Origin of the sequence: Rhizobium esperanzae (assembly GCF_014197615.1) — a bacterium.
Lineage (GTDB): Bacteria > Pseudomonadota > Alphaproteobacteria > Rhizobiales > Rhizobiaceae > Rhizobium > Rhizobium esperanzae_A.
Genome location: NZ_JACIFY010000010.1, coordinates 1 through 23,911, shown reverse-complemented (window position 1 = coordinate 23,911; position 23,911 = coordinate 1). Strand labels below are relative to the sequence as shown.

General features: G+C 60.3%; 23 protein-coding genes. 12 read left to right on the top strand and 11 right to left on the bottom strand.

Features of this window, described 5'->3' with window-relative positions; translation table 11 throughout:
* Positions 1-480: 480 nt before the first annotated feature.
* On the bottom strand, positions 481-1,314 hold the full coding sequence (locus tag GGD57_RS14680) for a hypothetical protein (RefSeq protein ID WP_184470899.1): 834 nt from the start codon (positions 1,312-1,314) through the stop codon (positions 481-483).
* 459 nt (positions 1,315-1,773) lie between these two features.
* The gene (locus tag GGD57_RS14675) at positions 1,774-2,883 is read right to left on the bottom strand and encodes a DegT/DnrJ/EryC1/StrS family aminotransferase (protein ID WP_184470897.1); all 1,110 of its coding nucleotides are present in this window, start codon (positions 2,881-2,883) and stop codon (positions 1,774-1,776) included.
* A 190-nt stretch (positions 2,884-3,073) separates the two neighbouring features.
* Here GGD57_RS14675 and GGD57_RS14670 point away from each other — a divergent pair, with 190 nt between their 5' ends.
* Genes GGD57_RS14670 through rfbA form a run of 5 tightly spaced genes read left to right on the top strand, consistent with a single transcriptional unit; the run spans position 3,074 to position 8,486 of the window.
* A complete protein-coding gene (locus tag GGD57_RS14670; protein ID WP_184470895.1) occupies positions 3,074-5,050 on the top strand; it encodes a glycosyltransferase family 1 protein in 1,977 nt (658 codons plus the stop codon).
* A gap of 24 nt (positions 5,051-5,074) precedes the next feature.
* On the top strand, positions 5,075-5,653 hold the full coding sequence (gene rfbC / locus GGD57_RS14665; RefSeq protein ID WP_184470893.1) for a dTDP-4-dehydrorhamnose 3,5-epimerase: 579 nt from the start codon (positions 5,075-5,077) through the stop codon (positions 5,651-5,653).
* Between the two features lie 6 nt (positions 5,654-5,659).
* Entirely contained in the window at positions 5,660-6,715 is a 1,056-nt protein-coding gene (gene rfbB, locus GGD57_RS14660; RefSeq protein WP_184470891.1) for a dTDP-glucose 4,6-dehydratase, read from the top strand.
* Positions 6,716-6,718: 3 nt separating this feature from the next.
* Positions 6,719-7,606, top strand: coding sequence for a dTDP-4-dehydrorhamnose reductase (rfbD, locus tag GGD57_RS14655; RefSeq protein WP_184470889.1), 888 nt, complete (start codon positions 6,719-6,721; stop codon positions 7,604-7,606).
* 10 nt (positions 7,607-7,616) lie between these two features.
* The gene (gene rfbA, locus GGD57_RS14650; RefSeq protein ID WP_184470887.1) at positions 7,617-8,486 is read left to right on the top strand and encodes a glucose-1-phosphate thymidylyltransferase RfbA; all 870 of its coding nucleotides are present in this window, start codon (positions 7,617-7,619) and stop codon (positions 8,484-8,486) included.
* Between the two features lie 39 nt (positions 8,487-8,525).
* Here rfbA and GGD57_RS14645 read toward each other — a convergent pair whose 3' ends face one another.
* From GGD57_RS14645 to GGD57_RS14615, 7 genes are all read right to left on the bottom strand, one after another.
* Complete coding sequence (locus GGD57_RS14645; protein ID WP_085736817.1) at positions 8,526-9,137, bottom strand: riboflavin synthase; 612 nt, start codon at positions 9,135-9,137, stop codon at positions 8,526-8,528.
* Positions 9,137-10,444, bottom strand: coding sequence for a bifunctional diaminohydroxyphosphoribosylaminopyrimidine deaminase/5-amino-6-(5-phosphoribosylamino)uracil reductase RibD (gene ribD / locus GGD57_RS14640; RefSeq protein WP_184470885.1), 1,308 nt, complete (start codon positions 10,442-10,444; stop codon positions 9,137-9,139). The genes GGD57_RS14645 and ribD overlap by 1 nt, the downstream gene beginning before the upstream one ends.
* A gap of 3 nt (positions 10,445-10,447) precedes the next feature.
* On the bottom strand, positions 10,448-10,924 hold the full coding sequence (nrdR, locus tag GGD57_RS14635) for a transcriptional regulator NrdR (RefSeq protein ID WP_085736815.1): 477 nt from the start codon (positions 10,922-10,924) through the stop codon (positions 10,448-10,450).
* A 9-nt stretch (positions 10,925-10,933) separates the two neighbouring features.
* Positions 10,934-12,232 carry a serine hydroxymethyltransferase gene (glyA, locus tag GGD57_RS14630; protein ID WP_184470883.1) on the bottom strand — a complete coding sequence of 433 codons (1,299 nt, stop codon included), beginning with the start codon at positions 12,230-12,232 and terminating at the stop codon, positions 10,934-10,936.
* Positions 12,233-12,450: 218 nt separating this feature from the next.
* The gene (locus GGD57_RS14625; RefSeq protein ID WP_184470881.1) at positions 12,451-13,752 is read right to left on the bottom strand and encodes a L,D-transpeptidase family protein; all 1,302 of its coding nucleotides are present in this window, start codon (positions 13,750-13,752) and stop codon (positions 12,451-12,453) included.
* Positions 13,753-14,195: 443 nt separating this feature from the next.
* Positions 14,196-14,711, bottom strand: a complete 516-nt coding sequence (ldtR, locus tag GGD57_RS14620; protein ID WP_003574072.1) for a transcriptional regulator LdtR — start codon at positions 14,709-14,711, stop codon at positions 14,196-14,198.
* Between the two features lie 129 nt (positions 14,712-14,840).
* Positions 14,841-15,278, bottom strand: a complete 438-nt coding sequence (locus GGD57_RS14615) for a DUF6163 family protein (protein ID WP_184470879.1) — start codon at positions 15,276-15,278, stop codon at positions 14,841-14,843.
* Positions 15,279-15,409: 131 nt separating this feature from the next.
* Between GGD57_RS14615 and hemB the strand changes: the two genes are divergently transcribed.
* From hemB to GGD57_RS14590, 6 genes are all read left to right on the top strand, one after another.
* Positions 15,410-16,423, top strand: coding sequence for a porphobilinogen synthase (gene hemB / locus GGD57_RS14610; RefSeq protein ID WP_184470877.1), 1,014 nt, complete (start codon positions 15,410-15,412; stop codon positions 16,421-16,423).
* Between the two features lie 73 nt (positions 16,424-16,496).
* Positions 16,497-16,955, top strand: a complete 459-nt coding sequence (locus GGD57_RS14605) for an RDD family protein (RefSeq protein ID WP_097611152.1) — start codon at positions 16,497-16,499, stop codon at positions 16,953-16,955.
* A 205-nt stretch (positions 16,956-17,160) separates the two neighbouring features.
* Positions 17,161-17,937: an arginyltransferase gene (locus tag GGD57_RS14600; RefSeq protein WP_184470875.1), complete on the top strand. Its 777-nt coding sequence runs from the start codon at positions 17,161-17,163 to the stop codon at positions 17,935-17,937.
* Positions 17,938-18,822: a DMT family transporter gene (locus tag GGD57_RS14595; RefSeq protein ID WP_184470873.1), complete on the top strand. Its 885-nt coding sequence runs from the start codon at positions 17,938-17,940 to the stop codon at positions 18,820-18,822.
* 67 nt (positions 18,823-18,889) lie between these two features.
* The gene (locus GGD57_RS29225; RefSeq protein WP_348645979.1) at positions 18,890-19,099 is read left to right on the top strand and encodes an AbrB/MazE/SpoVT family DNA-binding domain-containing protein; all 210 of its coding nucleotides are present in this window, start codon (positions 18,890-18,892) and stop codon (positions 19,097-19,099) included.
* Between the two features lie 12 nt (positions 19,100-19,111).
* Positions 19,112-19,396, top strand: coding sequence for a type II toxin-antitoxin system death-on-curing family toxin (locus GGD57_RS14590; protein WP_184470871.1), 285 nt, complete (start codon positions 19,112-19,114; stop codon positions 19,394-19,396).
* Here GGD57_RS14590 and GGD57_RS14585 read toward each other — a convergent pair.
* Complete coding sequence (locus GGD57_RS14585; protein WP_184470869.1) at positions 19,386-19,844, bottom strand: SRPBCC family protein; 459 nt, start codon at positions 19,842-19,844, stop codon at positions 19,386-19,388. The genes GGD57_RS14590 and GGD57_RS14585 overlap by 11 nt on opposite strands.
* Before the next feature lie 220 nt (positions 19,845-20,064).
* Positions 20,065-22,320 (bottom strand): DNA topoisomerase IV subunit A, encoded by a 2,256-nt coding sequence (gene parC / locus GGD57_RS14580; RefSeq protein WP_184470867.1) that lies wholly within the window; start codon positions 22,318-22,320, stop codon positions 20,065-20,067.
* A gap of 236 nt (positions 22,321-22,556) precedes the next feature.
* On the opposite strand from parC, the gene GGD57_RS14575 reads away from it, so the two are divergent.
* Positions 22,557-23,744 carry a hypothetical protein gene (locus GGD57_RS14575; RefSeq protein ID WP_184470865.1) on the top strand — a complete coding sequence of 396 codons (1,188 nt, stop codon included), beginning with the start codon at positions 22,557-22,559 and terminating at the stop codon, positions 23,742-23,744.
* The last annotated feature ends 167 nt before the right edge of the window (positions 23,745-23,911 follow it).

Below are 23,911 nucleotides of genomic sequence, written 5' to 3'. Positions count from 1 at the left end.
TCAATGCCGGGGCTCGTCAAGGGATGGCTCGATGCGTGTTCGCCGACGGCTGGGCTTATGACGACGGCCCGGATGCCAGGCTGGTGAAGAAGCCGCTACCTCCGCATCCATCTCGCCGGCATCGGCGACGCCGATGCCGGAGCCTATACCCGGCATGGCTATTTCACCGTCATGAAGACGTAGATCGACCATGGGATATTTGACTGTTGCGGCGCATGAGTCGTGACATCCGAACTGCTGCTCGCATCCGCTGAACGGTATCAAGGCTCATTTGGGCATGATCGGCCACAATGTCTTAAGCGCAGCCAAGCGATGCGAGGCGGCGGACGTGGCATGAATGGTGACACCGCACCACAGCGCCTGGCGGCGCACGATACGCGATCTGCACCGGATGAGCCTTGGTGGTTTCGTTCACCTCACTCTCCAAATGAAAAACCCGCCAACCTGTTACGGTGGCGGGCTGTGATTGGCCTTCCTGCATCACGGGAGATCAAGAAGGACTTCGAAGATAGCACCGACCGTGAACGGAGGAGCTATCGAAACGCGACTCTGGTTCCGATAAGGCACGTAGACACTGGTTCCTTGGTAGAGGTGAACGTTTGTATCGCCCAGATTGTCAATGGGTACGTCAGCACCGAGGACACCGACCCCGCACACGTTACCAATATTCTGCATCGCCTGGATGGTGCACTTAAATGCAAAGCGCCCTGTCGATACGCTTACATTACTCCGAATCTGACGGTTTGCCGTCGTAGATGAAGTCACCAGCAAGCCGTTGGCGCTGGCAGTCAGGCCCGGTTGAGTGGGGTCGGCGACAAAGCCCGTCCCTGTAGGCCACGCTCCATAGCCAGGCGGCGGAACGTAGCCGTCATTTCCAAAATCCACTGCGATGGACAGACCGCTGGTAACGGAGCGGATCATAGCCTTATAGGAGGTCGACAGGAGCTCGAAAGTCCCCACGCTCACTCCGTTCAGCCTATAAGTAATCGTGGGTGTCGCTGCAACCAAAGGGGATTCAGGCTGATAAATCCGAATTGTTGCCGGTGCGTTCCCGAAGCCTTCAACGTAAATGTAGTTGATCGCATTCGGGCGAGAGTCGTAAGTTCCAAGCAGCTTGTGAAAGCCAACAAAGGTCCAGTTGACCGGCAAGGTCGAGGTGTTGGTAAGCCGCATGATCACGCGACCGGCACCTGGTGAGAAGGAAAGGCTGAGATCGCCAGCGACTGACCCGATAATTTGAGCGTCGTTACTAAGGTTAATCTGATATTGTGCAGGCAAAATACCGGTGTCTATGACGGAGAATACACTTGTCATTATGAAATATCCTAAAGATCCACGACCAAAATAACGAGGCATGCGGCGGCAATTACAATTCACCGCACACGCATAGGTGAGTTTTTGCACCCTGCGCCTCTTTAGATCCTTCAAGAACTGTGAACGGATAGTGTCGCCGAGGGTTAAAAAAGTGGAAAAATGGATCCGGTCGCTACCGCAAGCTGGCGCGAAGATTTTCTTCCTCCGCCCTACAGTCCCGACCTCGATCCGAACCGGCCATGCGAACCGCAATGGCGCGATCTCACGATGTCGTCCGCAACGCATTGCTCTAAACCATCGCGACAATCCAGTCTGAAGAATGGCCGCATTACATCAGAAACGCCGGATAGGCGACAACCTAAATGCAAAGGCCCTACATCTAGTGTCTATTGGCGCACTCTCGCACCGCAGATGCTTTCGATCTGCGGTGCGAGATGACAGTACGGAATACCGTGTTTTTTAGGCCGACTTGATAAGCGCGCAGACCTTCTCGACGATCTCCATCTCCATATCAGGATAGATGGGGAGGCAGAGCACCTGCAGTGCGGCTTCGGTTGCGACCTGCAGATTCGACGGCTGCGCGGAAGGCAGGCTGCGGTACATCGAGAAGCTGGAAATCAGCGGATAGAAATAACGGCGCGGATGAATGCTGTTTTCCTTGAGCAACTCATAGAGCCCATCGCGCGAAATGGGATATTCAGGGCGGATGAGGATCGGGAAATAAGAGAAGTTGGAGACGGTCTCGCCGGAACGATCCAGGCATTCTATCCCCGCAACGCCGTGAAGCCGCTCGCGGTATGCACGGTCGATGAGTTCACGCCTTTCGAAGGCGAACTTGATGTATTTCAGCTGCAACAGGCCGAGAGCCGCGTTGAACTCGCTCATCTTGCCGTTCGTGCCTGGCGCCACCACGGTCACTTCATCGACGTAACCGAAGTTCTTCAACTGGTCGATGCGGGTCTTCGTCTTGGCATCAGGGCAGATGATGGCCCCGCCTTCGAATGTGTTGAAAACTTTCGTCGCATGGAAGCTCAGGATGGAAAGGTCGCCGTGATTGAGAACACTTCCCCGTTCGTCCTCCACGCCGAAGGCATGGGCGGCATCATAGATCACCTTGAGATTGTAGAGATCCGCGACCCTCTGGATCGCATCGACGTCGCAAGGGTGGCCGTAGCAATGCACCGGCATGATCGCCGTCGTCTGCTGGGTGATCGCCGCCTCGATCTTCGCTGGATCGAGATTGAGCGTTACTGGATCGATGTCGACGAAGACGGGCTTCAAGCCATTCCAGAGAAGCGAATGCGACGTGGCCACGAAGGAATAAGGCGTGGTGATGACTTCGCCCGTGACGCGAAGCGCCTGAAGCGCCGTCAGCAGCGCAACGGTAGCGTTCGAAAACAGGCTGATGTGCTTCACGCCGAGATGAGTGCAAAGCTCCTGCTCAAGTTGCTCGTGGAATGGCCCGCCATTGGTCAGGATGCGATTGTTCCAGATCGCCTCCAGCGAAGGAATGAATTCTTCGAGCGGCGGCAGGCTGGGCTTCGTTACATAGATCTTTTCGTTTTTCATGACGCCGTCCAGAGTTGGGCACTAGCATGCAATTGGCCTGATACGAACATCGCGGCCTAACCTGTTCCCAGGCTGACCAGCGAAATTCCTGCCAACAGGGTGGCGCAAGCTTCACGTCCAATAGTCGACACCCATACGAATGCCGTATCGTGAATCACGAAGACGGCAGCTACTCGCGAAGGACGATACCTTGACGATCAATCAGCCCATTTCTTCTTTGCCGGCCGGTCTTCCTGATCTGGCGCTTCTCACGGAGAAGGCTGCGGGCACTGGATCCGTCATTATCTATCAGCCTTATCTCGATCCTTTGCAGCACAGCCAGCTCGATGCGGCTGCCATGCCGCTCGACATCTCGTTCAATACGCAGGCTACGACCCGCGAATATGAACTCTTCCTCACCCTGCATCAGCATCACGAGGCGATCGGCCTCGGTGACGACGTGTTTTGGGGGCTGCTCTCCAGCAAATTCGAGATGAAGTCCGTCACGAGCTTTCCATCCTTCGTCACAGAGGCGGAAAAGGCCAGGGCGGAAGGTGCGGACGCTTATCTTTACAATCCGCTGATCGGCCACGCGGCGATCTACAGCAACGTCTGGGAACATTCGCTGCTTGGCGGTCATCCCGGCATGGACCCGATCTTCCTGCATATCCAGGAGCTCGGCTATCCGATCGCGCCGCCGCAGGACAAGACTGCCTTCGCATTCTGCAACTATTTTTGCGGCAATCGGAAATTCTGGTCCGGCTATTTCGCTTTTTGCGAACGCATTCTCGAATCGCTGGAACATCAAGCGCGCGCCGGCACGCCGGCGGGCGCCGCCTATTCCGGTACGGCTCACTATTCGCGCGATGCCAACGCGAAGATGCGCCCCTTTGTGATCGAGCGCCTGCTCGGGCTTTATGTCCAGCAGGCTGCCGCCTCCGGATTGAAAATCGCCGCCTTCGTACCGGCTCTTGCCGATTTCGAATGGAAGTTCGGTACCCGCCTCGGCCGGATGCTGCATGGCCTCTTTGTTGCAAAGGAAGCGTTTCTGAAGAGCCGTGACGAGGCTCTCCTGACCTCGTGGCAGGAAGGCCGCCAGCCGCTCGTCAAGCAGCCGCATTTGATCTGGATGGCTGATGATCCGCCCGCCTGGATGCCGCGCGGCCAGTTCATCGGCGGCCGCGAATTGATGCGCGCCTATGCTCCGCAGCCCTCAGGCGCCTCCCCGATGCCGCAGCAGCCGGTACGGACGGAAAGGCCCGCTATACCAGCTGCGCCGAAAATCGAGCAGCCGCTCCGCAACACGCTGCTGCCCTTCGCCGGCGGATGGCAGGCACACAAGGACCGTCATTGCATCTGGATCGTGACGCCCGAGAACTACAATCACAGCCACGCCTTCGACGAAGTTGCGCTCGGCCTGCAAGGCGCCTTCGAAGAACTCGGCGGCTCGGCGCCGATCGTCCGCGATATGAGCGCATTCGCCGGCCGTGCGCCGATCATCTACGGCGGCAATCTTCTCCCCGCTGAGATCGTCGACCATCTGCCGAAAGACAGCGTCGTCATCAACCTCGAGCAGGTGTCCGAGGAAAGCAGCTGGATCAATTCACGCTATACGTCGATCCTGAGGGCGATGCCGGTGCTCGACTACAGCCCGCGCAACCGCGAAAACCTTGCCGCCAAAGGCATAGATCACGCCGGTGTGCTCGAAATCGGTTACAGCGGTTGCCTGAGCCAGATTCAGCACAATCCCGTCAAGGATATCGACGTCCTCTTCTACGGCTCGATGAACGAACGCCGCCACCATATCCTGAAGACGCTGAAGGACCGCGGGCTCAAGGTCGCGCACCTCTTCAACATCTATGGCGCGGAACGCGATGCGGCGATTGCCCGCGCCAAGATCGTGATCAACATCCATCATTATGCGAGCGGCGTCTTCGAGATCGTGCGCATTTCCTATCTGCTCGCCAATCAGGTTTGCGTGCTGACGGAAGGCGACATCCGCGATCCGGATCTCCAACCCTTCATCGGCGGCTTGGCAATCGAGCGCTATGACGACATGATCGAGCGCTGCTACAAGCTGATCGCAGATGCCGACGAGCGCGATGCCATTGCCGCGACAGGCTTTGCTGCCATGCGAAGCCGCTCGCAGGCGGAGATGCTGATGAGCGTCATGAAGGCAGGCGCCTGATGAAGGCCGCAGAAAAGGTAAGCCATGCGTATTGAGACCGCGGCCATCGAGGGCATCGTTGCAATCACGCCGCCACGCTTCGGCGATCATCGCGGCTATTTCTCCGAGGTATTCAAGGATGCCTGGTTCCGGGAAAATGTGGCCGACGTCACGTTCGTCCAGGACAATGAATCGCTTTCGGCGCAGGCCGGCACCGTCCGGGGGCTGCATTTCCAGATAGGGCCGTTCGCACAGGGCAAGCTGGTGCGCTGCCTTGCCGGCCGGATCATGGATGTCGTCGTCGATATCCGCGTGGGATCGCCGAGCTTCGGCAAATGGCTCTCTCAGGAACTCTCGCCGGAAACCGGCAAGCAGCTCTGGATACCGGCCGGTTTCGCACACGGGTTCGTCACGATCGAGCCGAACAGCGTCATCAGCTACAAGGTCACCGCACCCTACAGCCCGCAGCATGATCGGGGCATCGCGTGGAATGATCCGATGCTCGGCATTCGCTGGCCCTTCGATGAGAGAGACATGGTCTCATCCGACAAGGACAAGACGCTGCCGCGGCTCGCCGATCTGCCAAGCCATTTTTCCTATTCAGCACAGCAACCCAAGGATTGATCGCCAATGCGCATACTGGTCACGGGCGGAGCGGGCTTCATCGGATCGGCATTGGTGCGCCATCTCGTCAACGAAATCGGCGCCGAGGTGCTGAATGTCGACGTGCTGACCTATGCCGGCAATCTGGCATCGCTGAAATCCGTCGAATCGATGCCGAACTATCAATTCCTGCGCGCCGACATCTGCGACCGCGCCAGGATGCAGGAAGCATTCGCGTCCTTCCGCCCTAATATCGTCATGCATCTCGCCGCAGAGAGCCATGTCGACCGCTCGATCTCGGGCGCTGCGGATTTCATTCAGACCAATATCGTCGGTACATTCAGCCTGCTGGATGCCGCACGGCACTATTGGGATGGGCTTGACGCGCGCGACAAGAGTGCCTTCCGTTTTCTGCATGTCTCAACGGATGAGGTGTACGGCTCGCTCGGCGACCAGGGGCTCTTCGAGGAAACGACGCCTTACGATCCATCATCGCCCTACTCCGCCTCCAAGGCCGCGAGCGACCATCTGGCGATCGCCTGGCACCGCACCTACGGCCTGCCCGTCGTCGTCTCCAATTGCTCCAACAATTACGGCCCGTTCCATTTCCCGGAAAAGCTCATTCCGCTGATGATCCTGAACGCACTGGAGGACAAGCCTCTTCCGGTTTACGGCAATGGCGCGAATGTCCGCGACTGGCTCTATGTCGAAGACCACGCCCGCGCGCTTTTTACGATCGCATCCAGAGGACGCCCCGGCGAAAAATACAACGTCGGTGGCCGCAATGAGCGCAGGAACATCGATGTCGTTCATCGCATCTGCGCTATTCTCGACGGCGTCTACAGCGACAAGGCACCGCATGCGCGTCTGGTCACCAACGTCACGGACCGCCCCGGCCATGACGCACGCTATGCGATCGATGCCTCGAAGCTCGAAAGCGAACTCGGCTGGAAGGCACAAGAGACTTTCGAAACCGGCATAGAAAAGACGGTGCACTGGTACTTGGAAAACGAATGGTGGTGGAGGCCGCTGCGCGAAAACGTCTACTCCGGCGAACGCCTCGGCGTTTTCAAGGGACAATAAGCGATGCGCATTGCCGTGACCGGCAAACAGGGCCAGCTCGTTCAGTCGCTGCTCAGACGTGGCGCCGAAACGGGCGTCGAAGTTAGCGTCGTCGGGCGCCCGGAAATGGACCTTGCGGATCCCGAAAGCATCGCAGCCGCCTTCTCGGCTCTGCACCCGGATGTGATCGTCTCGGCGGCCGCCTATACGGCGGTCGACAAGGCCGAGAGCGAAGCCGAGCTTGCTTTTGCCGTCAACGCGGCAGGCGCCGGGGCGGTTGCCGAGGCTGCCGCGCGGATCGGGGCCCCGGTCATCCACATTTCGACCGACTACGTCTTCAGTGGCGACAAGGCCTCCGCCTATTCCGAAGAGGATGCGACGGCGCCGATTTCGGTCTACGGCCGTTCGAAGCTTGCGGGCGAAAAGGCCGTCGCGACGGCGAACCCGAACCACGTCATCCTGCGCACTGCCTGGGTCTATTCGCCCTTTGGCAGCAATTTCCTGAAAACGATGCTGCGGCTTTCCGAGACGCGCGATCATCTTCGCGTTGTCGCCGATCAGACAGGATGCCCGACCTCGGCACTCGACATCGCCGACGCGATCCTTGCGATCGCAACCCGTATCATAGCGGACCCTGCGCCATCGCTCCGCGGCACCTTTCACCTGACAGGCAGCGGCGAAGCCAGTTGGGCGGACTTTGCCGAAGAGATATTCGCAGAGCTTCTTAAATCCGGCGGCAGAAGCGTCGGCATCGAGCGCATCCCGACGGCGGACTATCCGACACCGGCAAAGCGTCCGGCCAATTCGCGTCTCAACGGCGACAAGCTCGCCAGAACATATGGAATCCGGCTCCCGGAATGGAAGCAGTCCATGACGGTTGTCATGCAAGACCTTTTGAATAAGGGTCTTTAAGGAGATGGGCATGAAGGGAATTATCCTCGCCGGCGGCACGGGCACGCGTCTGCATCCGATCACGCAGGCCGTCTCGAAACAGCTGATGCCGGTCTACGACAAGCCGATGATCTACTATCCGCTGACGACTCTCATGCTCGCCGGTATCAGGGAATTGCTGATCATCACCACGCCTCATGACGTCGAGGCCTTCAAGCGCCTTCTCGGCGACGGTTCGCAATGGGGAATTTCGCTGACCTATGCCGTACAGCCAAGCCCGGATGGCCTCGCCCAGGCCTTCATCATCGGCGCCGACTTCCTGCACGGCGACAGCTCGGCACTCGTTCTCGGCGACAACATCTTCTATGGGCACGGACTGCCGGAAATCATGAAATCCGGCACAAGTCGACAACAGGGCGCGACAGTGTTCGCCTATCATGTCACCGATCCGGAACGCTATGGCGTTGTCGGCTTTGACGAAAAGATGAATGCGCTGTCGATCGAGGAGAAGCCGAAGGAGCCGAAATCGAACTGGGCGGTGACTGGCCTCTATTTCTACGACCAGCAGGTGGTCGATATCGCCGCCAACCTGAAGCCGTCACCGCGCGGTGAATTGGAAATCACCGATGTCAATCGCACCTATCTCGAGCGCGGCCAGCTGTTCGTGGAGCTGATGGGCCGGGGCTATGCCTGGCTCGACACCGGCACGCCGGACAGCCTGTACGATGCCGCAGGTTTCGTCAGCACGCTGGAGAAACGCCAGGGCTTCAAGATCGCCTGCCCGGAAGAGGTCGCCTGGCGCATGGGTTACATCTCGCAGGACGACCTGGCCAAGCTCGCGGAGAAGCTCGGCAAGAGTGCCTACGGCCAGTATTTGACGAAGCTGTCCCCGGATTGGTAGAGCGCGAAACAACGCCCACGCAGACCGCGATTTTCACTGTTAAGCGCTCGGGAATTCAGCCAGCCGAGCGGCGTAACGCGCCATGGTGTCGACTTCGAAATTGACGAAATCGCCGGCCTTGCGGTCGCCCCAGGTGGTGACTTCGAGCGTGTGGCGGATGAGCAGGACGTCGAAATCCGTGCCGTCGACCGCGTTGACCGTCAGCGAGGTGCCGTCGAGTGCGATCGAGCCCTTGGGAGCGACGAATTTCGCCAGATGTTCGGGGGCGCGAAGGCGGTAACGGGTGGCATCGCCCTCCGACGTCACCGAGAGGATTTCCGCCTTGCCGTCGACATGGCCAGAAACGATGTGGCCGCCGAGTTCGTCGCCGATCTTCAGCGACCGTTCGAGATTGATGCGGCTGCCCTGCTGCCATGTGCCGATCGTCGTCAGCCGCAGCGCCTCCTCCCAGGCTTCGACCTCGAACCACCGGCCGTTGCTGCCTTCATCAGGCAGGCCGGTGACGGTGAGGCAGATGCCGGAATGGGAGATAGAGGCGCCCATATCGATGGTCGAGGGATCATAAGCGGTCGCGACGCGGAGCTTGATGCCTTCCTTCAACGCCGAAACACTTTCGATCGTACCGATATCCGTGACAATTCCGGTGAACATCAATTCTCTCTTTCATATTCGTCCAGGCGATCAACGCCGAATAGAGACGTGCCCCGATGGGCGAAACCGGATGGTATGTCGGTTGCCCGCAGCGGGGTTTCAATACCGCCCTCACCGATGACCACGGGCGCCTGGTAAAGCTGGATACGATCGACAAGGCCGGCATCGAGAAAAAGCCGCGCCGTCTTTGCGCCGCCCTCGACCAGAAGCGAGGAAATGCCGCGTGTCGCAAGCGCCGGCAGCAGGATTTCCGGATGATAGGGATTGCAGTAGACAACCTCGACACCGGCGGCTTCGAGTACGGTGCGGCGGGAGTCCATGTCGGCGGGGTCGGTGGGTGGAGCACCCCCCTCTGCCCTGCCGGGCATCTCCCCCACAAGGGGAGGGATCGGCTGGGGGCTTGCTCCCTGCCCTACATTCCCTGAAGTCGATTTGTCGCTAAGAGGAGCGAGGGAGCTCGGATCACGCTCCTTGCCGATCTCCCCTCTTGTGGGGGAGATGTCCGGCAGGACAGAGGGGGGTATCCCCTCCGCCTGCAAGAATGACACTTCCTCACTCGCCACCACAATCACCGGCACTTCCCGGGCCGTGGCAACCAGCTTGCTCGTCAACGGCAGTGCCAGCGCGGGATCGAGCACGATGCGGATTGGCGACTGCGCTTCGAGACCCGGGGTCCGCACCGTCAGCAGCGGATCATCCGATATCGCCGTGCCGATACCGACGAGGATCGCATCCGTTTCGGCGCGCAGTGCCTGCACCTCAGCGCGGGCCTCAGGGCCTGTGATCGCCACCTGACCCTCCCCTTCGAGGCCGATCATGCCATCGGCGGAAACGGCAAGCTTGAGAGTCACATAGGGGCGGTTCTTCGTCTGGCGGGTGAGATAGGCGGCCAGCGAACGCCGGCCCTCCGCCTCCAACACGCCGGCATCCACCTCGATGCCGGCCTCGCGCAACATGGCAATGCCGCGGCCGGAGACGCGCGGATCGGGATCGGTGACGCTGATGACGACGCGGGCGACTCCATGGGCGATCAGCGCCTCGGCGCAGGGCGGCGTCTTGCCGTGATGCGAGCAGGGTTCGAGCGTCACATAGGCGGTGGCGCCGCGGGCAGCCTCGCCGGCTTCCGCGAGCGCCTGCGGCTCGGCATGCGGACGGCCGCCGACGGCAGTGACCGCCTGGCCGACGACGACGCCGTCCCTGACGATCAGGCAGCCGACGGAGGGGTTGGTGGCAGTGCGGCCGAGATGCCGGCGCGACAGGCGGATCGCCGCCGCCATGAAACGCTCGTCATCCGGCGTAATGCTCATAGTTCATCCGTCCAGCGGGTCGCGTGCAATCTTGGCGTTGATTTCGGAAATGACCTTCTCGAAATCCTCGGCAAGCGAGAAATCCCGATAGACGGAGGCATAGCGCACGAAGCCGACATCGTCGAGGCTCTTCATGGCTTCGAGCACCTGCAGGCCGATCTGCTCGGAGGAAATTTCGGTCTCGCCGGAGCTTTCCAGCCGGCGGACGATACCGGAAACGGCGCGCTCGATGCGGTCACGCTCGACGGGACGTTTGCGCAGCGCCACTTCGAAGGAGCGCACCAGCTTGTCGCGGTCGAAAGGCACCTTGCGGCCGGTCTTCTTGGTGACCATCAGTTCGCGCAGCTGCACGCGCTCGAAGGTGGTGAAACGGCCGCCGCAATCCGGACAGATACGCCGCCGGCGGATGGACGTATTGTCCTCCGCCGGTCGCGAATCCTTGACCTGGGTATCTTCCGAACCGCAATAGGGGCAGCGCATCCCTACTCCTTACCCCATGTAGCCATACATGGGGAAGCGGTCGGTGAGATTGACCACCTTGCCGCGCACGGCGGCTTCGACGGCGGCGTTGCCTTCATCGGAATTGGCGACCTTCAGGCCGTCGAGAACCTCGACGATGAGATTGCCGATTTCGCGGAATTCGGCTTCCTTGAAGCCGCGAGTCGTGCCGGCCGGTGCGCCGAGACGCACGCCCGAGGTGACGAAGGGCTTTTCCGGATCGAAGGGAATGCCGTTCTTGTTGCAGGTGACGTAGGCGCGGCCGAGGGCTGCCTCGGCGCGCTTGCCGGTGGCATTCTTCTTGCGCAGGTCGACGAGCATCAGATGGTTGTCGGTGCCGCCGGAGACGACGTCGAGGCCGCCTGCGATCAGCGTTTCGGCAAGTGCACGGGCATTTTTGACGACCTGGGCGGCGTAGTCCTTGAACTCCGGCTGCAGCGCCTCGCCGAAGGCAACGGCCTTGGCGGCGATGATGTGCATCAGCGGGCCACCCTGCAGGCCGGGGAAGACAGCCGAATTGAACTTCTTCGCCAGATCCTCTTCATTGGTGAGGATGACACCGCCGCGCGGGCCGCGCAGCGACTTGTGGGTCGTGGTCGTGGCGACATGGCAATGCGGGAACGGCGACGGGTGCTGGCCACCGGCGACGAGGCCGGCGATGTGGGCCATGTCGACCATCAGATAGGCGCCGACGCTGTCGGCGATTTCGCGGAAGCGCTTCCAGTCCCAGATACGGGAATAGGCGGTGCCTCCGGCGATGATCAGCTTCGGCTTGTGCTCTTCGGCCTTGCGGGCGACGTCATCCATGTCGAGCAGGTTGTCGCCTTCACGCACGCCGTAGGAAACAACGTTGAACCACTTGCCGGACATGTTGACCGGCGAACCATGCGTGAGGTGGCCGCCCGAATTCAGGTCGAGACCCATGAAGGTGTCGCCCGGCTGCAGCAGCGCCAGGAACACGGCCTGGTTCATCTGCGAGCCGGAATTCGGCTGGACGTTGGCGAAATTGACGCCGAACAGCTTCTTGGCGCGCTCGATCGCCAGTTCCTCGGCGATATCGACGAACTGGCAGCCGCCGTAATAGCGCTTGCCGGGATAACCCTCGGCATATTTGTTGGTCATGATGGAGCCCTGGGCTTCCAGCACGGCGCGGGAGACGATGTTCTCGGAAGCGATCAGTTCGATCTCGTGCCGTTGGCGACCGAGTTCCTTTCCGATCGCGCCGAAAATCTCGGGATCGACGTCCGCAAGCGAGCGATTGAAGAAGGATTCGGTGGAAGCATTGGTCATGGGCGGGCTCCTCAACTGGAATGCGGTGAGGTATTATCCTTCCGCTGTGGCAAGGGCAATACGAAGAACGACATTTGCTGAGCAAAGCGCGCGCTCCGCGCTCTTTTGCGGCCGCAATCCGCCGATACTTGGACGCCCCCGTCGAGGAGCGTCTTCCCGGGCATAAAAAAACCGCGCCCGAAAGCGCGGTTCTCAAATCACGATGCAGAGGTCGCCGCTTACTGGGCCGGCTGTTCCATGCCGGCCGTGGTATCGAGCGCCAGCTCGGCATTGCCATCCATCTGATAGATGTCGTCGCGGAACTGGACGATGCCGTCGGGCATGCCCCAGGCGGAGATATAGACGAAATAGACCGGAACTTCCGTGGCGAGCTTGACCGGCGTGTTGACGCCGGTTGCGATCACCTGCTCCATCTGCTGGCGGTTCCAGCCGGGGGTCTCACGCAAGAGCCAGTTCGAGAGGTCGCGCACGTTCTGGACGCGGACGCAGCCAGAGGATTCGAAGCGCATCAGCTTGTTGAACAGGCCCTGCTGCGGCGTGTCGTGCATGTACTCGCCGTTCTTGTTGTAGAAGTTGATCTTCGTCGAGGCCATGGCGTTGGTCTTGCCGGGGTCCTGGCGGAACATCAGGTTCGGCGCCTCGCCGTTCCAGTCGATGGTCTCGGGGGCGACTTCGTTGCCCTTGCCGTCGATCAGGCGGATGGCGTTCTTTTCGAGATAGGTCGGATCCTTGCGCATCAGCGGCATGATGTCCTTCTCGACGATCGAGCGTGGCGAGGTCCAGTAGGGGTTGAGGATGACCTCGTAGATTTTAGAATTGACGAGATGCGTCGGACGGCTGAGACGGCCGACAACCGCGGTGTGGCGCGTCGCGACAGTGCCATCCTCGACAGCCTCGACATAGGCAGCCGGGATGTTGACCATCACGTGGCGGCGGCCGAGATCCTCGGGGAACGTCTGCAGGCGGATGATATTGGTGTTCAGCTGCTGCAGGCGGACATCGGCGGGGATGTTCATCGCCTTCAGCGTGAATTCGCCGAGCACACCATCGGACGGCAGACCGTGGCGGGCCTGGAAGCGCTTGACGGCGCCGTCGACATAGGAATCGAAGGCACTCGACATGCCGGCCTCGCGCGGCAGGTCGCCGGTGATCGCCAGACGCTGGCGCAGCGCCTGGACTGCGGGATGGCTGACGCCGAGCTGCAGCTTCTGGTCACCCGGATTGACCTCGGGCCAGCCGCCGGCGGCCGCGATCTGCTGATACTGCATGACCGCCTGCTGGGCGCTGGCAACCGATTGAGGGCCGAGGATCGGCGTGTTGGAAACGACGGCGCTTGCCGTGCGCGAAGCCGCCTTCGCATCGAACTGATCATCCCAGTTGCCGCGGCGCGGCGCGTTGATCAGCGTATCGAGCGCCGATTGCGCGAAGGCCGGCGCGGCGATCGCACCGGCGCCAACCGTTGCCGCGGACGCAAGGAAGGCGCGGCGCGAGAGAGCTTCATTTCCGTTTTTCTTCGACATAGTCCCAACCACTGAATGCCACGGTAAAAGAGAAGCCGCGGCTCTTTGCGAAATCACTGCGCTTTAACGCAGATCCCTGTCCATTCCTTGTCCCGGCACATCAAAAAATCCCGCTTGCCCCATCACAAGATTGCGATGCGGAAGCCTGAACATTCCTGATCGGTCCATTGAAAGCGCCGGTTGTTAAGCCTTTCGCTGCCACACCAATATGGCCAATTCGTGTTGCCGGGGCGGTAGAAGACTGCCGGCTGCCGGGAACACGACACAAGGAACCATATGACGGGGTAAACCGTGCCGGTTAATAACGGCTAAAAAACGGCTTGAATACAGCCGATAATGCTTGCCTGGCTTGCGTTGCAAAGATGCCACGCGGGCACAAACGGCAAATCGGACGTGCAGGGAACACGTCCGATTTTCTGCAACCCTGAAGGAGGTCAGGGGTCTTAAAGGCGATACATGATCGAGTCGTTCCAGAAGCGGTCCAGGCGCTGGAGCAGCTTGTTCATCTGGGTGAACTCGTCGGTGCCGATGCCGCCGACCTTGTCGATCGAGGTGATGTGGCGTTCGTAGAGCTTGGCGACCGTTTCGGCGATGTCCTGGCCGGTTTCGGTCAGGCTGATGCGGACCGAGCGGCGGTCGATGCGCGAGCGCTGGTGGTTGATGAAGCCGAGGTCGACCAGCTTCTTGACGTTGTAGGAAACGTTGGAGCCGAGATAGTAGCCACGCGAGCGCAGCTCGCCGGCGGTCAGCTCGGAATTGCCGATGTTGAAAAGGAGCAGCGCCTGGATGGCGTTGACGTCGCTGCGACCCTGACGGTCGAACTCGTCCTTGATGACGTCGAGAAGACGACGGTGAAGACGTTCAACAAGATGAAGGGATTCCATGTAAAGATCACGGATGCCCTGATCCTGCTGGTCACGGAAGTTCGATACCGCCTGCGGCTTGATTTTCGTGTTCATATTGACTGCCTCACTGTTTGATTGGCGGTGTCGTTTTCTTCCCGCCTTGAGTGAGACCCTATCGAATACATATAAAATTCGACTTAAACCGCAGGCTTAACGGAGCCTTACTGGAAACCCCACGTTGTCTCAGGGTAAATCAACGCTTACCTGGCGGCGGTGCCGGCGCTTTTCCAGCCAGAGCAAGAGGCGGAAAATCCAGTAAACGACGGCGACGATGACATGCAGCAGGATGATCAGCTTGTTGGGGCCGAAAATATCCGGCAGCAGGCCATACATCAGGATCTGGCCGCCGGCGGCCAGCACCCAGATGACCGGCCCCCAGGAGACGGTCAGCCAGAGGCCGAGCGACGCGACGGGAAAGAGCACGGCGAGGCTGGTGCTCGCCACCTTCCACGGCAGGCTCAAAAGATCGAAGCGGCCGGCGCCGACCAGCGAATAACCGACGAGCATCGCCCAATATTGCAGGCCGAACCAGAAGCAGGATACGGCCACCAGTCTCAGGAAGAGAATGAAGAGAATGTCGGCCAGGGTGCGTTTCGGTATCGTCGGGGAATCGGTTTCCATGGCGCAAACATCGGTTGGGGATCGTATCGTTACAAGCAGTTTTTCCGCCGCGGCCAATCGTCCGGTTTGGATTTTCCGGGCGCCATGATAATGAGCGCTCCGATAAATGGAATGGGCTCGGGATCAATATCATGCAGGACAGGACGCATCTCGTCGACGACATCACCGGCCATCGCCGCATGCGACGCAACCGCAAGGCGGATTGGACGCGCCGGCTGGTGCAGGAGAACCGGCTGACCGTCGACGACCTGATCTGGCCGATCTTCATCGTGCCGGGCTCCGGCATCATCGATCCGATCGCGGCCATGCCCGGCGTCAACCGCATGAGCATCGACAAAGCCGTCGAGGCGGCACGGGAAGCCGCCGGCCTCGGCATTCCGGCGATCGCCACCTTCCCCAATATCGAGATGGAACTGCGCGACGAGACCGGTTCCAACAGCCTCGAAGCCAACAATCTGATCAATCAGGCAACCGCGGCGATCAAGAAGGCGGTGCCCAATATCGGCGTCATCACCGATGTCGCGCTCGATCCCTTCACCAGCCACGGCCATGACGGCATCCTGAGAGGCGGCGAGATCGTCAATGACGAGACCGTCGACCAGGTGGCGCGCGCCGCCGTCATGCAGGCCGATGCCGGTGCCGACATCATCGCGCCGTCGGAAATGATGGACGGGCGCATCGGCGCGATCCGCATGGCGCTCGATGCGGCCGGCCACCAGAGCGTCGGCATCATGAGCTATGCGACGAAATTCGCCTCCGCCTTCTACGGCCCCTATCGCGAGGCGATCTCGACGGGCGGACTGCTGAAAGGCGACAAGAAGACCTATTATATCGACCCCGCCAACGGCACCGAGGCGATCCGCGATGCGGCCCTCGACGTCGAAGAAGGCGCCGACATGCTGATGGTCAAGCCCGGCCTGCCCTATCTCGATATCTGCTGGCGGATGAAGGAGGCCTTCGGCCTGCCGACCTTCGCCTACCAGGTGTCCGGCGAATATTCGCAAATCAAGGCGGCGGCGATGAACGGCTGGATCGATGGCGAACGGGCGATGCTCGAAACGCTGCTGTCGTTCAAGCGGGCGGGATGCGACGGTATCCTCACCTATTTCGCAGTCGAGGTGGCGAAAATTCTCAGCAAACGATGAGTATAAGGCGAATTATTGTATTTCGTCGCGCCGATACCATATCAGCGGCATCGCTTTTCCTGAGGAGATTGAGATGAGCTACAACCCCAATCCGCTTTATGCCGCACCGGAGGACTGGCGCGCCTATAGCGGCGTGTTGAGCCGCCGCGTCTTCGCCTTCATCCTCGATTACGTCATCGTGGCGCTGCTCTGGATTCCAGCCGCGGTGGTGCTGTTCTTCCTGTCGATCCTCACGCTCGGCCTCGGCTTCCTGCTTTACCCTGCCCTCTTCGTCATCGTCGCCGGCGTTTACTTCGGCCTGACGGTGGGCGGGTCGAGCCAGGCCTCTCTCGGCATGCGCGCGATGGGGATCGCGATCGTGCGCGTCGACGGCCGGCCGATGGACTTCCTGACGGCGATCGTGCATCTGGCGCTGTTCTGGATCCTCAACTCGGTGCTGACGCCGCTCATCCTGCTTGCCGGTCTGTTTACCGAGCGCAGCCGTCTCATCCACGACCTGCTTGTCGGCACGGTGACGGTGCGGACCGCCTGAGCGGCTGACAGAGATTGCTGCTGAAATCCTCAAGCGGAGACGAAATAAAGTCTCCGCTTTCTCTTTGCCCAGGCGTGCCGGCGCCCCATATCTCAAATTAGAAGACTGAAATGAAGGCGAAGCCCACCCTGCTGTTGACGTTTTCTATTCTTAGGTCATGCTGTCAAGAAACGGCACGGTTTCGACAAGGAAATTTCCGCGACAGATGAATACGCAGACAACGCCATCCCCGCAGTTTTATCTGACGGCTCCGGCTGCGTGTCCGTATCTGCCGCATGAGATGGAGCGCAAGGTATTCACCCATCTGGTCGGCCCGCGCGCCGCCGAGATGAATGACATCCTGACCCAGGGCGGTTTCCGCCGTTCCCAGAATATCGCCTACCGCCCGGCCTGCGAATCCTGTCGCGCCTGCGTTTCCGTGCGCATTCTCGCCCAGGAATTCGAACCGACGAAATCGATGAAGCGGGTGCTTGCCGCCAATTCCGACGTCATCGCCACCGAATTCGCCGCCCAGCCTTCCAGCGAACAATATTCGCTCTTCCGACGTTATCTCGATTTCCGCCACCAGCAGGGCGGCATGTCCGACATGACTGTGCTCGATTATGCAATCATGGTGGAAGATACACATGTGAACACGCGAATCGTCGAATATCGCCGGCGCGAGGAAGGCTCCGGACTGGAGCAGCGGCCGAAGGGCGAGCTGCTTGCCGCTGCGCTGACCGACACGATGAGCGACGGGCTGTCGATGGTCTATTCCTATTTCAATCCCGATGTCGAGCGGCGGTCGCTCGGCACCTTCATGATTCTCGACCATGTCAGGCGTACCAAAGCGCTGGGCCTGCCGCATGTCTACCTCGGCTACTGGGTTCAAGGGTCGCGAAAAATGGACTACAAGACCCGCTTCCAGCCGCAAGAACATCTGACCCCGCGCGGCTGGGAACGTTTCGATCCCTCCTCGATGCCCGAAAGCACCCCCGGCTGAATGTTTCCCACTGCTCTTTCCGATCATCGGAAGGGTCTGCTGCTGACGGCGATCGGCGGGCTGGCGCTTTCCATGGATATCCCGCTCGTCCGTCTTGGCGATGGCGACATCTGGTCGGTGCTCGGAACGCGAAGTGCTGCAACGGTTGTCGCCACGCTCGTCATCCTTGGAGCGATGCGCCTTGCCTCTGGCAAATGGCCGATCCTCATTCCGGGGCGAGCCGGCGTTTTCGCCGGCCTGCTCTACGGCATTTCGTCCCTCACCTTCGTGCTGGCCGTCTTCAATACGGCGACAGCCAATGTCGTCTTCATCGTCGCCTTCAACCCGATGTTCGGGGCGCTTCTTTCCTGGATTTTCCTGAAGGAGAAACCACCGGCAGCAACGCTGATCGCCATGCTGTTCATGGTCGTGGGCGTCGGACTGATCGTGCGCGAAGGGCTTGCGAGCGGCCATGTTTTTGGTGACGCCATGGCGCTTCTCAGCGCGCTCATTCTTGCCGCAGCCATCACGGTCGGGCGTGCCTCGCGCCGGAAAATGGGCTTCGTCCCGCTGCTGGCCGCCATCCTGCCAGCCGCGATCGGCCTGGCGCAAGCGCTGCCCACAGGGCTTGCCATCGCCCATCCCGGCTGGATCCTGCTCAACGGCGCCATCGTGATGCCGATCGCCTTCTGGTGCCTCGCGACCGGGCCGCGTTATCTTTCAGCGCCCGAAGTCGGCATGTTCTATCTGCTGGAAACAGTGCTCGCGCCGATCTGGGTCTGGCTGATCTTTGCCGAAACGCCCGCGACGATGACACTCGTCGGCGGTGGCATCCTGGTGGCGACAATCGGCGGGCATTCCCTCTGGATGGCGCGGGACAAAAGCAGCAGACAGCCTGCGGCATAGGCGTTGTTGCCTTTCAGCCACCCCGTTATAACTCCGTTACCACACGGAGGATGCAACGAACGTCGTAATTCCCAAGATCGGAAATTCCGAGGGTATCATTATCCCGAAAGTGGTGCCGCAACGGCTGGGTCTGAGCAGCGGCGACAGCCTCGAGTTGCAAGAAATCGAGGGTAATATTCAGCTGGTACCGGAATCGGCGGACCTCGCGGAGCAAATGCGAGCAACCCGTATCGGCATGGAAAAATATCGGGTGGCGCTCCGGGAACTCGCAAAATGAGATGCCAATGCCTTGGAAACCAGTTTGGCACGCCCGCTGAATAAGGCTGGCGAAACCGATACCTTCGCATTCGCAGCAGCCTATCTCTATGCCATTGTCAAAAACCATCCATTTGTGGACGGGAATGAACGTACAGGCTATCTCGCAGCCTTTACGTTCCTCTACATCAACAACTATGTCGTCAATGCAGACAACGCACAGGTGATTACATTCGTTCTTGCCGTCGCAGCCGGCGAGATCGACGAGGAAGGCGCTACACGTTTCCTCCGTGACTTCACCGTAGCGCTCAACCGGTAGCCTTCATCTGCTGCTGTTCCAGCTCCCTGCCAAGCCCTTCGACCACATGCGCCCAGCCCTGCCGGGTCTTTTCCTCATGTTCGGCCCATTCGGCGCACATTTCGTGGGTGAGTGTCAGGCGGCTGCCGCCGCCGAGAGGTTCGATGTCGATTTGGACACGGTCGCAATTGTGGTCGTGCTCCTCGACCGAGAAGCTGAAGACCATGCGTTGCGGGCGCTTCAGTTCCAGGAAAACGCCCTGGTGAAAGGCGTCGCCGGTCGGGCGGCGATCGACGACGAAGAAACGGCCCCCGACATGCGGATCGATATCTGCGCGGATAACATGGCCGTCATCGGTGGCAAACAGGAAGCGGCGGGCGATTTCGGGATTGAGCCAGGCGTCGTAGACGACCGCGGGCGGCGCCCTGTAGGTGTGGCTGACATGTAATTTGATGGTGCTGGCGGGCATCGATTTTCCTCCGGTAAGGGCACGCGCGCTTTCCCCAAGCGCACGGGCCTCAGCCATTCCGCCAGCCTCGGAATCGACCTTCTCATATTTTTGGTAACGAAAATGAGATAGAGGAGTTCCCGCGCCCGCCAAGAGCCGAATGCGGAATTTACTTCCGGGGCAAATCAAAGAGTTACAGCGTCCTTTGCGCGTCTGAACAGACGCAGGACGCTGCAAAGCTTCAGCCGGCGAACTTGCCGCTGCGCGGGAAGCCCTTCGGCACGGTACGGCCGGCGGTGGCGCGGTCGGCCAGCCACTCGGCAAGCTCGTCCTTGTTCTTCGTGAAGGTGCGGCCGGCACTGTCTTCCCAGATAAGGCCGTCTGCTATCGCGAAGCAGCGAACGTCCGAGATGCCGCCATCCTTGTATCGCTGCAGGCGCACGCCCTTGCCCCGCGACATTTCCGGCACCTGCGCCAGCGGGAAGACCAGCAGCTTGCGGTTTTCGCCGACGACGGCGACATGGTCGCCGCCAACGGGCACCAGCAGCTGCGTTTCCTCGGGCAGTGCGACGTTCATGATCTGCTTGCCCTTGCGGGTATTGGCGACCAGCTCGGCTTCGGGAACGACGAAGCCGTTGCCGGCTGTCGAGACGATCAGCTGCTTGCGCGAGGGATCGTGGACGAAAGCGGTGAGCACCGCCTGATCGTTGTCCATGTCGACCATGATGCGCAGCGGCTCGCCATGGCCGCGGCCACCCGGCAGCTTATCGCCGCCGAGCGTGAAGGCCTTGCCGCCCGTGGTGACGATCAGAATCTTGTCCGTCGTCTGCGCCGGGAAGGCCACCTTCAGGCCGTCGCCTTCCTTGAAGGTCAGCGTCGCCGTATCGGCGATATGGCCCTTCAGCGCACGGATCCAGCCCTTTTCGGAAATGACGACGGTGATCGGTTCCTTCTCGATCATCGCCTGCTGGATCGCTTCCTCGTCGGCCTCGGGTGCGTCGGCAAACTGGGTGCGGCGGCGGCCGACCTCGGTCGCCTTGGCGAACTTCTTCTTCACTTCGCCGATTTCCCAGGCGACCGTCTGCCACTGCTTGTCGTCGGAGGCAAGCAGCGCTTCGATCTCGCCCTTTTCCCTGGTGAGTTCGTCGAATTCCTTGCGGATCTCGAACTCTTCAAGCTTGCGCAGAGAGCGCAGCCGCATGTTGAGGATCGCCTCGACCTGATTGTCGGTCAGATCCCAGCGCGCCACCATGACCGGCTTCGGCTCGTCCTCCTCGCGGATGATCCTGATCACTTCATCGATGTTGAGGTAGGCAATCAGCAGGCCGCCGAGGATTTCGAGACGCCTGTCGATCGCCGCCAGGCGGAAGCGCGAGCGGCGCTGCAGGACCTCACGGCGGTGATCCAGCCACTCCTTCAGCACCTCGTTCAGCGCCATGACACGCGGGATGCGGCCCATGGACAGGACGTTCATGTTGAGCGGGAAGCGGCTTTCCAGCTCCGTCAGCTTGAACATCGATTCCATCAGGATGGTCGGATCGACGCTGCGGGTCTTCGGCACCAGCACGACACGGATGTCCTCGGCCGATTCGTCGCGGATGTCTTCCAGGAGCGGCAGCTTGCGGGCGATCAGCAGCTCGGCGATCTTTTCGATCAGCCGCGACTTCTGCACCTGGAAGGGGATTTCGGTGATGACGATCTGGTAGCCGCCGCGGCCGAGATCTTCCGTCTGCCATTTCGCCCGCACGCGGAAACCGCCGCGGCCGGTGCGGTAGCTCTCGATGATGCTGTCGCGGCTGTCGATGATGATGCCGCCTGTCGGGAAATCCGGGCCGGGAATGAATTCGACGAGCTTTTCGACCGTTGCATCGGGATGTTTGATCAGATGCAGGGCGGCGTCGCAAAGCTCATGGGCATTGTGCGACGGGATCGAGGTCGCCATGCCGACGGCAATGCCGGAGGAACCGTTGGCAAGCAGGTTCGGGAAAGCGCCGGGAAGGACGACCGGCTCGGAATTCGATTCATCATAGGTGTCGCGGAAATCGACGGCATCCTGATCGATGCCCTCGAGCAGCAGTTCCGAGACCGCCGTCATCTTCGATTCGGTGTAACGCATGGCGGCGGGGCTGTCGCCGTCGATGTTGCCGAAATTGCCCTGGCCGTTGACCAGCGTGTAGCGCTGCGAGAAATCCTGGGCGAGACGGGCAAGCGCATCATAAATCGACTGGTCGCCATGCGGATGGTAGTTACCCATCACTTCGCCGACGATCTTGGCGCATTTCCTGAAGGCCGAAGTCGGCCTCAGGCCCATCTCGTTCATCGCATAGACGATGCGGCGATGGACCGGCTTCAGCCCGTCGCGCACGTCGGGCAAAGCGCGGTGCATGATGGTCGACAGTGCGTAGGCGAGATAACGCTGCTCGAGCGCTGCCTTGAGGTCGACCGGCTGGATGTTGTCGTCGTCTCCGCCAGAAGGCGGCAAAATCTCTTGTCCCATAGGTTCTGACTAGCCCAGAAGAGGCTGGCGGGCAAGGAATCCGGGCCATTGCAGCTGTGGATGAAGTCTTGGGAATGACATCAAAGGATGAGACAAACGCTTCGCCGCAATTTGGACTTCGTTTGCCGTTCCTTTCAACGGAAATTTAGAAGTCCGTAAATATAAAGCGGGCCCAATCCGTAGTAGTGTAGCTGCAGATTTCCAAACCGCCATCACGCCACCAGAGGAATCACCCCATGAACTTTTACCGGACAACGCGGCTGATGCTGTCGGGCGCCGCCTTTTTCTCGCTCGCCGGCTCGGCTTTTGCTCTCGACGGCACCGATCTGCTGAAGAAGATCAATGCCGCCTACGCCGCTCAGGGCGGGACGATTGCGGCTGAGAATATCGATATCGACGGCACGACCGTGACCTTGAAGAATGTCACCCTCAAGCCGGCCGGCGGCGAAAGCCTGCCCATCGGCGAAATCACCCTTTCCGGCGTCGAAGAAGACGAGGACGGCGGCTACTACATCGAAGAAGCTGCCTTCCCCGACATCAACAAGACCCAGGACGGCGTGACCGTGACGGCGCAGGAACTGACGCTCGGCGGCATCTCCGTGCCGGCAACGGCTGGCGGCGACTCACTCGATACGATGATGCTTTACGAAACCGCCCATACCGGCCCGTTGAAGGTGGTCAAGGACGGCGCGGAAGTGTTCTCGCTGCTCCAGACCGACATGAACCTGACGCTTCGCGAAGACGAATCCGGCTTCGATTTCGACGGCGCTTTCAAAAGCATGAAGGCCGATCTCAGCAAGGCCGAAGACGCACAGAGCAAGGACGCGATCGAGAAGCTCGCCCTGCAGCACGTCCAGGGCGACATCACCATGAAGGGCGCCTGGGAACTTGCCCCCGGCACCATCGACATTTCGGAATTCGCCTTCGACTTCACCAACATCGGCAAGCTGAATCTCGGCTTCAAGATCTCGGGTTACACGATGGCCTTCATGAAATCGATGCAGGATGCGATGAAGGAATCCGAAACCAATCCGAACAAGGAACAGTCGCAGCAGGCGCTCGGCCTTGCCATGCTCGGCCTGATGCAGCAACTGTCCTTCGAGGCCGCACAGGTGCGTTTCGAAGATGCGTCGATCACCAAGCGTGCGCTGGATTACGCCGGTTCGCAGCAGAACATGTCCGGCAAGCAGATGGCGGATTCGCTGAAGGCGATGACGCCGATCATGCTGGCGCAGCTCAATATCCCGGAACTGCAGAACGCCGTTTCGGCTGCCGTCAACACCTTCCTCGACGACCCGAAGAGCCTGACCGTCAAGGCCGCGCCCGAAAAGCCGGTGCCGTTCCCGACGATCGTCGGTGCCGCCATGGGCGCTCCGAACACGCTGCCGCAGGTGCTCGGCGTCAAGGTTTCGGCCAACGACTGATCGCTTCGATCTGACGATAAAGGCCCGGCACGCGACTGCGTGCCGGGCCTTTTATTTTTCTGAGCTCTCTCCAGCCTCATCCTTGTACGTTGCCGTTGGTGTATAATGGGGTCGTGCGACGGGGATGCGTGTCATCCTTGGGTTTTGAACTCGTGCCTCAGCGAGCA